General features: G+C 43.7%; 9 protein-coding genes. 1 reads left to right on the forward strand and 8 read right to left on the reverse strand.

All coding sequences use genetic code 11. From position 1 onward, the window contains the following. Nucleotides 1–121: 121 nt before the first annotated feature. The 3 genes from holA to leuS all read right to left on the reverse strand — a co-directional run bounded on the left by holA (nt 122) and on the right by leuS (nt 4761). A complete protein-coding gene (gene holA, locus JMW90_RS04155; protein ID WP_201561836.1) occupies nt 122–1198 on the reverse strand; it encodes a DNA polymerase III subunit delta in 1077 nt (358 codons plus the stop codon). A gap of 72 nt (nt 1199–1270) precedes the next feature. Then, on the reverse strand, nt 1271–1930 hold the full coding sequence (locus JMW90_RS04160; RefSeq protein WP_201561837.1) for an LPS-assembly lipoprotein LptE: 660 nt from the start codon (nt 1928–1930) through the stop codon (nt 1271–1273). Nucleotides 1931–2043: 113 nt separating this feature from the next. Next, nucleotides 2044–4761, reverse strand: coding sequence for a leucine--tRNA ligase (gene leuS / locus JMW90_RS04165; RefSeq protein ID WP_201561838.1), 2718 nt, complete (start codon nt 4759–4761; stop codon nt 2044–2046). 362 nt (nt 4762–5123) lie between these two features. Between leuS and JMW90_RS04170 the strand changes: the two genes are divergently transcribed. Continuing rightward, complete coding sequence (locus tag JMW90_RS04170) at nt 5124–5495, forward strand: Spx/MgsR family RNA polymerase-binding regulatory protein (RefSeq protein WP_201561839.1); 372 nt, start codon at nt 5124–5126, stop codon at nt 5493–5495. 83 nt (nt 5496–5578) lie between these two features. Here JMW90_RS04170 and argB read toward each other — a convergent pair whose 3' ends face one another. The 5 genes from argB to JMW90_RS04195 form a co-directional block, all read right to left on the reverse strand. After that, complete coding sequence (gene argB, locus JMW90_RS04175) at nt 5579–6490, reverse strand: acetylglutamate kinase (protein WP_201561840.1); 912 nt, start codon at nt 6488–6490, stop codon at nt 5579–5581. 116 nt (nt 6491–6606) lie between these two features. Further along, on the reverse strand, nt 6607–8523 hold the full coding sequence (locus JMW90_RS04180) for a phosphohexomutase domain-containing protein (protein ID WP_201561841.1): 1917 nt from the start codon (nt 8521–8523) through the stop codon (nt 6607–6609). Between the two features lie 103 nt (nt 8524–8626). Next, a complete protein-coding gene (dut, locus tag JMW90_RS04185) occupies nt 8627–9091 on the reverse strand; it encodes a dUTP diphosphatase (protein ID WP_201561842.1) in 465 nt (154 codons plus the stop codon). Nucleotides 9092–9251: 160 nt separating this feature from the next. Next, nucleotides 9252–10655, reverse strand: a complete 1404-nt coding sequence (mgtE, locus tag JMW90_RS04190) for a magnesium transporter (protein ID WP_201561843.1) — start codon at nt 10653–10655, stop codon at nt 9252–9254. Nucleotides 10656–10903: 248 nt separating this feature from the next. Beyond that, on the reverse strand, nt 10904–12937 hold the full coding sequence (locus tag JMW90_RS04195) for a UvrD-helicase domain-containing protein (RefSeq protein WP_201561844.1): 2034 nt from the start codon (nt 12935–12937) through the stop codon (nt 10904–10906). Nucleotides 12938–13550: the final 613 nt, after the last annotated feature.

The raw sequence follows: 13550 nt of genomic DNA on the forward strand, positions 1-13550 counted from the left end.
GGCTATTTGGATTTGTGCAGGAAGTCTATCGATGAAAAAGCAGGTTAAGAAATACTATCGTTATTAGAGATATTATTGATTATTGAATGATAAATAACTAACTAAGAATTCATAACTTTGGTTATTTAGTAGGGAACAAACGCTTACCTGTTAATTCAAGCGCGGCCTGCAATAACAACTCCCATGCTGGTTGGATGATAAGCCCTTTTATCGCCTGATCACAGCGATAAAGCAGCGCAGGCCACGCGGCTGTTTGCGCTTTTGATTGACGACGACAAGCTTGCTGATATAAGCCTTGTTTACTGCGCCAAATACCTAGCGCTTGCGGATCTTGTCCGTCCATTAATTGCATGATTTGCCGCATATCTTTACTAATAGCCCATAAAACCAAGGTTGTTGGCTCATCCGTGGCTTTGAGCTGAAATATAATTTTGGCAACTTGGGCGCTATTGCCAGAAAGCATTGCATCGGACAAATCAAAGACACTGAACTGCGCATCGCTGACCAATGCCGCTTGCAAGTCTGTAATGTCTAAGGCGACCTGTGACAAGGGCGAGCTAGAATTACTATTTTCTTGAGTAGCGACATTATTATTTGCCATGAGCTGCGGGGCAAACAGATAAGATAAGCGCCATAAGGTTTGATAGGCACTGAGCAAATGATGTTCGGTATGTGACATCAGTAGCTGCCAAGCATCTTGCGATAGCGTTAAGCCAAACTGCTGCGCTTGTATCTGTAATAACTGCTGACGCTGCTGCTCATTATACAAATTGCAGTCGATGACATGACCATATTGCGCAAATGGCGCAAACCATTTGCTGCTCTGAGCGCGTTTGTCTTGTTTTGGGGTCAACCATAATAAGCTATGACCGTGGCTACCTGCTTGAGCATCCTGTGCAAAGCGTTCAAGTTCCGTAATGACTGCCTTATCAGGCTTATGATTGCCTGTGACAATCAAGGCACTGGCATCATCAAATAAAGACTGGCTACCAAGCTCTGACAATACTTCTTGCCAGCTCTTAACTGATATCAATTCTATACGCTTAATGGCATAGTTTTGCGCACGCCAATGCGGTCGCAGTGCATCAACAAGCCATTGACTGAGTAATGGCTCATCACCATGTGACAGCCACAAGCCTGCTACAGCAACTGCGGATTGCTGTAGCTTTGGATAAGCTTGTATAAAAGTATCTTGCATAAAGGCTGACATACACAAAGTTATGAATAAAAAAGCAAAGCTAAAAAATTGCTAAGCTATACTTGAGCTATATCAAGGTTTGGGCACAAGAATCGCCGTAGCGCCTGTACCTTTACCGATTTGTGCAGAAGTAGTGGCGCTGGCAGGTGTCACCTTTGGCAGGGCAATCGCGACATATTGATCGGTGATACGTCTTGCTAAACTGTCATAGAGCCATTCACGAATTTGATCGCCTTGCTGATCGTCGGTGCTCACTGAGGCTTCGTTATACTGATAGCTACGCTCAATCTGAATTGGATTGCTGAGCGTCACAGGCTTACCGTTATCTATGCTTTGATAGCTGACATCCGCTGATATCACCAAGCGAATTTCTGTTAATACGCCGACCAGCTCATAACGCTTAAAACGTAAGTTGTTGACGGTAATCGCAGCGATGGTTTCAGCGCCAACCTTTTGGTTGTTATTAGCGACATCAGCCAAGGTCATGTTATCAATGACGTCAACGCCTAGTGCCTCTAGATGTCTTGTGAGTGGTAACTTCAGTGGAAATGACGTGCGATTGTCTTCGATAATCACCGCTGTTTTTGCCACATCAAACAGCATGGGCGTATCATAACCGCGTAGCTGAAAACCGCAACCGCTGAGACTGGCAGCCGCCCCAACAATGGCAAACATTGGCAACGCTGCCAGTAATGCGGTCGCTAGTTTTTGTCTATTTGACTTATTAGGCATGTGCTTTTTCCCTTACATGATTTTTGATATGACGGCAGAGCAAGGTGCTTATCCGTCATAATCGCTATTCTTATTGTGATAAGAAAACCTAAAATATCCGCGTTTAATCAGCCTTAGCCTGCAACCACAATATTAACCAGTTTATTAGGTACGACGATCTCTTTTTTGATCTCACCGGTCAAGAACTTTGCTACGCTCTCAAGCGTACGTGCCTGTGCTTTTAGCTGCTCAGGATCGCTATTTGGCGCCACATCCATCTTACCGCGCATTTTACCATTGACCTGAATTACCATGGTAATCATGTCATGTACCAGTGCGTGCTCGTCGACTGTTGGGTAGCTGAGCGTCACCGTATCAAGTCCTAATTGCTCAAGTAAATGCTCGCCAATATGCGGCGCATATACCGATAGCATAATCAATAAATCAATCAATGCTTCATGCTGTACTTGTAGCTCTTGCTCGCTATTGGCTTTAAAGTTACTCAGCTCATTAGCAAGCTCCATCAAGCTAGATACTGGCGTATTCAGTGCCAAACGCTGACCCAAATCACTGTCAATCTTGCCAATGGTTTCATGAGTTTTACGACGTAAAGCTTTGGCTTCTTTGCTTAAGCTGTCCGTATTTAAGGCTTCACCATTGAGTGTGCCATTGTTCAGAGTATTAAGGCTCAAATTGGCATCGGTTAACGCCTGTATATGCTCAGAAGCAATGCGCCATACTTTTTTCACAAAGTTATAAGGACCTTTTAGCGCGTCATCTGACCATTCTAGCGTTTGGTCGGCAGGGGCAGTAAATAAGGTATAAAGGCGAACGGTATCAGCACCATATTTATCGATGGTAATCTGTGGGTCAACGCCGTTGTTCTTGGACTTAGACATTTTTTCGATTTTGCCAATCGTCACTGGCTGGCCGTCTGCTTTTAGGATGGCTTTAATCGGCTGACCGCGCTCGTTAAAATCAATATCGATGTCTTCAGCAAAGTAATAAGTGGTGCTGCCATCAGCATTAACACGATAGAAGGTACCAGCAAGCACCATACCTTGGGTCATCAAATTGGCAAATGGCTCATCACCTGATACCAAGTTTTCATCACGCATCAGCTTATGGAAGAATCGTGCATAAAGCAGATGCATAACGGCGTGCTCGACACCGCCGATATATTGGTCAACTGGCAACCATTTATTTGCCGCCGACTTATTAACCATATTGGTCGCATCATGTGGGCTGGCAAAGCGCGCATAGTACCAGCTTGACTCTACAAAGGTATCAAAGGTATCGGTTTCGCGCTCAGCAGGATTACCACATTTAGGACAAGTGGTATTCACAAACTCTGGAATGTTTTTTAGCGGATTGCCGCGACCATCAGGGACGACGTCAGTTGGTAAAATCACTGGCAAATCTTGCTCTTCAACCGGTACCGTGCCGCAATGTTCACAGTTAATCATTGGGATAGGGCAGCCCCAATAACGCTGGCGTGAAACGCCCCAATCACGTAGACGATATTGAATTTTTTTCTTAGCAAGACCTTGTGGCGCAAGCTTGGCTAGCATGGCCTCAAAAGCCTGCTCAAAGTCCATGCCATCAAACTCACCTGAATTAACCAAGGTATTGCGCTCGGTATAAGCACGATTGTCATTACCTTCTTCTACCTCATCAAAATACTTGACAGGAATGTCGATCACTTGCTTAATTGGTAGCTTATATTTGACGGCAAACTCATAATCACGCTCATCGTGCGCCGGTACTGCCATGACCGCGCCTGAGCCATAGCTCATGAGCACATAGTTGGCAACCCATACTGGCACTTCTTCGCCAGTGAGTGGATGGGTCACAGTCAGACCAGTATCCATACCGATTTTTTCTGCTTTGGCTAGGTCTGCCTCTGCAACCGAACCTTTTTTGCAAAGGGCACAAAACTCAGCAATCGCTTTATTATGCTCAGAGGCATATTGGGCTAGCGGATGCGCTGCTGCCACTGCCACATAGGTGACACCCATCAAGGTATCAGGGCGAGTAGTAAAGACATCCAAGCTATTGCTTTGACCGGCAAGCTCATAAGGGAAATGCACTTCCATACCAGCACTACGACCAATCCAATTGCGCTGCATGGTGATGACTTCAGATGGCCAATGACCCTCTAGCTGATCCAAATCATCAAGCAGCTCATCAGCATAATCGGTGATGTTAAAATAATACATCGGAATATCGCGCTTTTCGACCATAGCGCCACTGCGCCAGCCTTTACCGTCGATGACTTGCTCATTGGCGAGAACCGTATTGTCAATCGGATCCCAGTTGACCGTGGCAAGCTTTTTATAGACCAAGCCTTTTTTGTATAATTGCAAAAACAACCACTGTTCCCACTGATAATACTCAGGGCTACAAGTGGCAAATTCACGTGACCAGTCAATAGACAATCCAAGCAATTTTAGCTGCGCGCGCATGCTATCAATATTTTCAAACGTCCATTTGGCAGGCGGTGTTTGATTGGCAATTGCGGCGTTTTCAGCGGGCAAGCCAAAACCATCCCAGCCCATTGGCTGCATGACCTCGAAACCTTTGAGGCGATAATAACGGCTCAATACATCAGAAATCGTATAGTTACGCACGTGACCCATATGTAGCTTGCCGCTTGGATACGGAAACATCGACAGCATATAACGACTTGGTTTATCACTTGGCTCATTGCTCACTTCAAAACGTTTGTCAGTTGCCCATTTGGCTTGCTGCTGCGCTTCGATGAGCTGTGGCTGATATTGGCTATTATCGTTAGAAGTATTATTAGTATGGTTAATATTGGCAGTTTCTGCTGTCACGGCGTTGTTGCTCATAATTGGCTCGAAATGGTTATTACAGATAGATGGGGTGAAATTTTATAATGCCATAGCATAGCGTAATTTGGCGAAAATTGCGACGATATGATGCCGCCTTTGATGGATTACCTATAGTTAAAATATCTTAAAAAACACTACAGTGCTGCTGGTATAAATTTTTTGCAGCCTCTGTCTGAGTAGGCACAGCAAGCAAGAAAAATTAATATCAGCAGTACTTGATGTATCAATATTACTTTTCCCTGACTATAGTGGTTTTTCGGCTTAGATTTATCGCTTGCCGATATCCAAATTTGACATGTGCCAGCTGCAGGCAGTATTTGAGTATAATAGACCGTAACGTTCATTGACGAGGAGTTCTTATGACCATCACCATTTACGGTATTGAGTCTTGTAGTACTATGAAAAAAGCCTTTACCAAGCTTGATGAGTTGGGCATCAGCTATGATTTTCATGATTATAAAAAACAAGGCATCGACAAAGAAACGATACAGCGCTGGGTAAACGAGCTTGGGATAGATAAAGTGTTAAACAAGCGCGGAACCACATGGCGCAAGCTCGACGAAGAGCAAAAGCAAGCGGCAGATAGCAATATGGATAAAGCCATTGATTTGCTGATTGACAACACCAGTATGATTAAGCGTCCGATCGTTGAAGGTGAGTTTCCTGATAAAAATAAGCCGATATTATTATGCGGCTATGATGAAACCGAGTTCGATACAGGCTTTGCTTAAAAAAAGCTGTTTTGTGAATTAAAAAAGCCCGAGCTTGAATGTTAAATGCCAAGCTCGGGCTTTCTAATCAACGATTATCGCTGTTATTTTGACAGCGAATCCAAATCGCGACTGATCAATGTACCGACACCTTCGTTAGTAAATATTTCTAGTAAAGTTGCATGAGGGACGCGACCATCGACGATAACGGCACTTTTTACGCCGCCACGAACCGCATCAAGCGCACACTGAATCTTAGGAATCATGCCGCCTGAAATCGTACCATCTTCAATTAAGCTATCCACCGTCTTAGGCGTCAAACCAGTGACTACCTCGCCATCACGTCCCAATACCCCTTTGATATTGGTTAGTAGCATAAGTTTCTCTGCCTGCAAGAATTCTGCGACTTTACCTGCGACCAAATCCGCATTGATATTATAGGTATTGCCTTCTTCATCGACGCCAAGAGGGGCGATGACAGGGATAAAGTCAGAGGCAATGAGCATATTAATCACGTCTTTATTGACGCTGACCACGTCTCCTACAAAACCTAAATCTACTGGGACAGCAACACCGTCTGCGCCAATTTTTTCCATCATTAATTTCTTGGCTAATATTAAGTTGGCATCTTTACCGGTCAAACCAATGGCACGGCCACCATGCTTATTGATTAAGCTGACGATAGATTTATTGACGCTACCGCCAAGCACCATCTCGACGATATCCATAGTGCTCTTGTCAGTCACCCGCATACCGTCGATACGCTCAGACTGTCGACCGAGTTCTTTTAACAGGTTGTCTACTTGTGGGCCGCCGCCATGGACAACGACAGGATGCATTCCAACCGTTTTTAGCAAGACAATATCGCGGGCAAATGAGCTTTCAAGTTTGGGGTCAGTCATGGCATTACCGCCGTATTTGACCACGATGAGCTTGCCCACAAAACGTTGAATATAGGGTAATGCTGTGGTCAGTACTTCAGCAGTGGTTTTGGCGTCATCTAAATTCAATGTCATTATAAATTCCTAAAATACGGTATTAAGCGGTTGGTTATTGCTATAAAAATGTATGGATAAAAAAGCCATGCCTGAAATAAACTGTGCTAACACTCAAAATTGATTGATATGACGGGTTATTGAGGAGCAATAGCCACAATCTGCGCCGCTAAAGTTTCATCAAAGGGACGGCATAGCGCGGCAAATTTTGCTTGAATATCTTGTAAATGTGCCATGCTGTCTCCTGCAAAGCGCGCCGTTAAATTGTGACTGGTGTTTGATTGGCGTATAACCCCAAAACCATGGGCAAAATCCAAACGTACCCCATCGATGCAGCTCAGTTTGGTACCCACTGGCAACAAGTCTTTGGCTTGCTCTATGCTGATAGGTAGGTTTTTAATAGAGCAACTACAAAGCGCTCGCTGACAGGTGCTGAATGCTTGATGATTCGACAATGCAGCGGTTGCTTCTATAAGTTTTTGCAAATACAGACATAGACGAGTTAGCTGCTCAACGATTGAGCAATCCGTTATAGTATTCGTTGGTAGCGGTAAATAGTGATCGGCAGTACTGACAATATCTGGCAAATTATGAATAATATCAGCAAGATTTGTCGTAGCATTTAGACGATTAGCACTGTTAGCTGCCAGCCAATGTAACAGCCTTAAAGCGGCATAGATGGCATCATCATAGACAATAAAGCGGCTGTCGTTAAAGATAAAATGCCCCGACAACTCGCCAGCGAACACAATGCGCCCAGCAGAGTTTTGCATCTGTTGGCGCATCAGACTACTACCTGTTTTGCTAATAATAGGTTCTGAGCCAAGCGCAGTCAGTAGCTTTGGCAAATGATGTGAGCATTTAATATCAAAGAGAACTTGCGGCGGAGACTGCGACTGGGTACAAGCGACTGGACGCTCAGCCAGTGTCACCTCTGCTAACAAGTAGAGCAGATGATCGGGTGTGACTGTCTGACCCATATTATTGACAATCATTAATCGGTCACCATCACCATCAAAGGCAATACCTATATCTGCCTGATGATTAACGACGCTTTGCTGCAACTGTGTGAGCCGATTCGGCTCAGTAGGATCAGGATTGCCTGCAGGAAAATCTCCATTAGGCGTGTCATTAAGCATGATGACGCGGTGGCAAAAATGCTCAAACAATTGCGGCGCGATATGACTCGTCGCACCATGCATACAATCGATAACAACCACCAAATCTAGCTTGGTAAAAGGCAATTGGGTGCTGGTATGACCGAAAGTATGAGTAGTCGGTTGGTTATTGTACGGATAGAGCTCTTTGAATACTTGTACAATAGCATCGATATAACGGGTCGCTACTTGCTCAGGCGATAAAGACATTTGCTGATTGCTAATAGAGTTATCCACTACATGTCGTGGAGTGCTTAACGCTTTATGGTTTTTTTGATTGTCTTCTACAACAATGGTTTTTCGAACATTGATTGTGTCAAAATCCGTTTTTTGCAGACTGTGCTCATGCAAGCCACTTTTCTCAAGCATGCTGTTGTATAAAGAACGTTGAGTTAACTGCTGATGAATGACTTGCTGGTAAAGCGCCTGAATGTCGTCCCTGCTAGGAGATTGATGATTGACCAACCACTTAATACCTAAAATATCTTTGGCCGAATGACTGGCAGTCACGATAATGCCATGTCCTTGATATTCCTCAGCCCAAAAAACCATCATAGGCGTGGTAATCAGTCCCAACTGGATAACTTGTAGACCACATTGGATCAATATAGTGGCAAGGTTTTGAGCAATAACGTCACTATCACGACGTACATCATAGCCAATCACGACGATGGCTTTTTGGCTAGGGGTGCGATGAGTCAAATGTGGCGCAATTATGCTGTTATCAAAATCATGCTCTACTAGAGATAGAGATAGAGATAGAGAATGGGATGGCGCGTGATAACGATGCGCAAAAGCGTACCCTAAGGCGTGTATAAAGTCAGTGGTGAAATGCTGGCGCGAACCGCGAATATCATAAGCACGAAATAAGGAGTGCTGTGCAGCAAAATACGGCATCGCTTACTCTCCTTATTGTCGTGATTGATAGGCTAATGGTTGATAAAAAATAAATCGTTTAAGAGTGTTAGGCGTATAGCTGATCGTTATTTTAGAATCGCTACTATTGACGACCGGAGTGTCCAAAACCACCAGCACCGCGCGCACTGGTATCGCTAAATTCTGTCACGACTTCAAATTCAGGGCGGGCAACAGGAACAACCACATATTGTGCCATGCGCTCTGCTGGATTTAATACAAAGTCTTGCTGACTACGATTCCAAATACTGACCATCAGCTCACCTTGATAATCCGCATCGATCAAGCCGACCAAATTACCCAAGACGATACCGTGCTTATGACCAAGACCTGAACGCGGCAAAATCATGCCAGCAAAGTTAGGATCTTGAATATAAATCGCCAAACCAGTTCCAATCAAATGCGTGGCACCCGCTTTAATCGTTAAAGGCTCATCAATACAAGCACGCAAATCAATGCCAGCACTACCGTCAGTCGCACGTGTCGGTAAAGAAAATGCGGCATCTTCGGTAATTTTGGGGTTTAAGACTTTAACTTGGACAGCTTGCATAACGCACTCACTTAACGATTTAATGGTTTTATAAACAGAATGAATCATATTTTTAAATTTTAGTTTTCAAATGCTTAACAGCAACTATTATAATAAATAGCTGATGGTTTTTAACTTTCAGCCTTTAACTTTCAGCCTTTAACTTTTAATAGGCGATTGATTATAGTATCAGTACACTTGCCAAGCCCAAAAACGACATAAAGCCGACAATGTCCGTCACCGTGGTTAGGATAACCGAGGCAGACAATGCCGGATCGATATTCATGCGTTTTAGCATCAGCGGAATACTAATGCCCGAGACATTGGCAGCGGTCATATTAATCGCAATCGCCAGACCGATAACGGCACTAATTTTAATGTCATGAAACCACAATTGTGCAATAAATGCCATGATTATCGCCCATATGATACCGTTTATCGCCCCAACCCACAGCTCTTTATTTAATAACCATACGCGGTTAGAGCCACCGATTTGCCCCATTGCCATACCGCGAATGACGACGGTAAGCGTTTGCGAGCCTGCAATACCGCCCATGCTAGCGACCACGGGCATGAGAATTGCCAGTGCCACTACTTGTGCCAATACTTCCTCAAACTGTCCAATTACCGCTGCCGCTAAAAGCGCGGTACATAAATTAATACCGAGCCAAATACTACGGCTTTTGGCACTGGTCAAGATAGGCGCAAACAGCTCTTCATCTTGACTGACACCAGCCAGGTTTTTCATGGTGCTATCGACATCATCTTGGATAATCTCCATGATGTCCTCACCGTTTAGTTGACCAACCAGCTCGCCATGACTGTTAATCACTGGGGCAAAACGAATGTCTTCTGAGCGAAAAATCGCCGCCGCATCTTGAATGTCCAAGCGATCATTGATGGTAATGGCGCTATCAATCAAATCGGCAACTAAGGTGTTTTGGTCATGCTTAATCAAATCAGCGAGACTTAATAAACCAAGCAGTTGCTGACTTTGATCGACAACCAATAGCTCTTGGCTTTCATCGTTGAGCAGCTCAATATCTTCTCGTAACCAGTTTTGGACATCCGCCAGCGTTATATCTTCTCGCACCTGAATAAGCTCAGGATCCATATAGCTGCCGACTTCCCAGTCGGCATAGGTATCGAGTTTATTGACCTGAATGCGTATATCTTCATCCAAAGTCGCCATCACCGAAGTACGCACGCTTTCGGTAACGGTGTCTAAAATCTCTGAAATATCTTGTGCATCAAGATCTTGAGTAAACAGCGATATCTCTTTTGACGAGATATTTTCCATCAATGGCTGGCGTGTATCGAACTCCAGCTCAGCTAACACTTCACCTTTGATATTTTCTGGTACTTGTGCCCAAATCAGTAGTCGGCTCTGAGTTGGGAACGACTCTAATAAGTTGGCAATCTCATATTCTGACTGCTTGCCTAAGAACTCAGTAATCGCCTCATACGCTTTATTCGCAACCAACTCCTGCAAATAGAGTAGTTTATACTCAGCGTTAGATTCAGCCGGATTATAATCTCCCTGTCGTGTTAATGGTCGTGCAGAATTCGGCGTAGGGGCGGGCATAAAAGTTCCAAGTTTCTCAAAATATTAAATAATGATGACTAAAATATATAGTTAATCCACTTTTTAAAAGGTACAGAACTAATGGGGTTAATTATTCGCAGCCTCTGTCTGCATAGGCACAGCAAGCAAGGAAAATTAACCCCATTAGTTCTTTATAACATTTGTACTTTTTTTATTTCGGATCGACTATAGGCGTAGCGTTTAATGGATGAGTTCTGTTAATTGGCTATTTTTTTAAAGGTTAACCATTAGCGATTGCCCAATAAAGCCCGAATATTAGCCAAGTATTCATCAGCAACGGCTGCGGGATCTTTGGTGGCTTTTTGTTTTTTTGCTTTGGCAGGCCAGTCGATATGATCTTCTGGCAACTCATCTAAAAATCGTGATTCAGACGTGACGCGCATTTGACCACCAGCACGGCGCTGAGTGGCGAGCGTCAAAGTCAACTCACGACGGGCACGAGTAATGCCCACATACATCAAGCGCCGCTCTTCGTCGACCGTCTCGCTTAGGATAGAGTTGCGATGAGGTAGCATTTCCTCCTCAAGTCCCATGATATAAACAAAATCAAACTCCAAGCCTTTTGCCGCATGTAAAGTCATCAGATTGACTTTATTGGTATTTTCTTCTTCTTGCTGCTGCTCAAGCATATCAAGCAACACCAGCTTGCGAATAATGGTATCAATCGTCCGATCTTCGTCTTCTTCAGCGCGATTAATCAGCGATTGAATACTGGTATAAAGCATATCGATATTATCAATGCGGTTTTTTTCTTGCTGCGGTGTTTTGGAATCACTGCGGACAAAATCAATATAACCTGTCTCGTCAATCATCTGACGGACGATGGGTACAGGGTCAGGATGCTGATCTAGCTCGCGAGTATAATGCTCAATAAAATCGCCAAACTCTTTTAATGTGCTATAAGATTTTGATGGCAAGACATGAGCAAGACCGGCATGCGTACAAGAGGCCAGTAGCGAGATGCTATGTTCTTGTGAAAATAAGCCAAGTTTTTCGAGCGTGGCTGGTCCCATGCCGCGCTTGGGTGTGTTAATCACGCGCAAAAATGCACTGTCGTCTTCTGGATTCAAAATCAGCCGCAAGTAGCTCATGACGTCTTTGATTTCGCTACGGGCAAAGAACGACTGACCACCGGACAATTTATAAGGCACTTGCAATTGACGCAACTGCGCCTCTAACATGCGCGCCTGAAAGTTACTGCGATAAAGAACCGCATATTGCTCCCACTCGTTGCCAAAACGCAGTTTGTGCGTGACGATTTCTTTGGCGACACGCTCAGATTCATCATCATCATTACGGCAGTTAATAATGCGGATTTTTTCGCCTTGACCTTTGTCTGACCAGAGTTTCTTTTCAAATAAATGCTCATTATTGGTAATCACCGCATTAGCAGAGGTCAAAATACGCGTGGTCGAGCGATAGTTTTGCTCAAGCATGACAATCTTTAATTTTGGAAAATCCTCTTTAAGTAATCCCATATTTTCAGGTTTAGCACCGCGCCATGCATAAATAGATTGGTCATCATCACCAACGACCGTAAAGCGCCCTTGCGGTCCGACCAGATATTTAATCATCTCATACTGAGCCGTATTGGTATCTTGATATTCATCAACCAGCAAATAGCGGATACGGTTTTGCCACTTGTCACGTAGCTCTCTATTTTCACGTAAGATTTTGGTCGGTAGTACAATCAAATCATCAAAATCAACGGCGTTATAAGCCCGTAGATTGCGCTCATATAAAGCATAAAGCGTCGCAAAAATCATGTCTTCTGGATCGTCTAAGGTTTCCATCGCCTTATCCGGCTCAATCAAATCATTTTTCCAATCAGAAATCATTTTTATCGCTTTGCCGACCAACTCACGACTTTCTGCGCCGCTTAAGTTGTCGCGCATCATCAGCTCCATCAGCAAGCGCTTGCTATCGTCGCTGTCCATAATGGAGAAGTTGCCCTTCAATGGCGTATGAAGCAGCTCATAACGTAAAAACTGCAGCCCAAATTGGTGAAAGGTTGACACCGTTAGGCCGCGCATTTTATCGCTTGGCAGCAATTTACTGACCCGCGCTTTCATCTCACGCGCCGCCTTATTGGTAAAGGTCACCGCGGTAATGCGCTCAGCTGGCATGTTGCATTCTTCAATCAGATAGGCAATTTTACGGGTAATCACCGATGTCTTACCGGAGCCAGCACCTGCTAGCACGAGCAATGGACCAGATACGTAGAGCATCGCTTCTTGTTGTTTGGGATTAAGTTGACTCATAAGATGACCTGTAAGACAAAAGCAAAAAGAGGGTAACAGTTGATCGTAAAATGCCACTAGCTGCCATCAAGCGAAAAATACATTCGTTAAAACAGAGGGTATATTGGCATTTTTAATGGGATGACTCACAGAATAATTTTAAAATTTTGTGGCAATCTTTGAGAAAAATTAGGTGAGCTATTATAAAGCAAAACCGAAGCTTTTGGGCAGGAGTTAGTAGCGTGGAATATGTAAGGTTATGAGGTATATATAAGGTACGTCTTAAAAAATGGCTTGGAGAAACATTTTGTTTCAATGGAAAGAGTCAAAAATTTGGCTAACACAAGCTCATTTCCTATGAATAGAAATAAGGAGTTAGACGGCAATACTATTACTTATGAGAGTAGAAGTTAACTAATTATAAGCTGTCACTAAATGTGCGGTTTATATACATTTTTTACCTTATTTGACATTCAATTAATAGAATGTCTTTTAGAGTGACAGAAGGTTTTTAGAGCCGGATGACAGATAATCTATAGCATAGTTTGCGCATAAAAAAACCTATTTCTTTTACTGAGAAAGTGACCGTTCAATACAGTTAAAAACTAGCTTTTGATTGCCAATATGCGTATAG

Origin of the sequence: Psychrobacter glacincola, assembly GCF_904846215.1 — a bacterium.
Lineage (GTDB): Bacteria > Pseudomonadota > Gammaproteobacteria > Pseudomonadales > Moraxellaceae > Psychrobacter > Psychrobacter glacincola.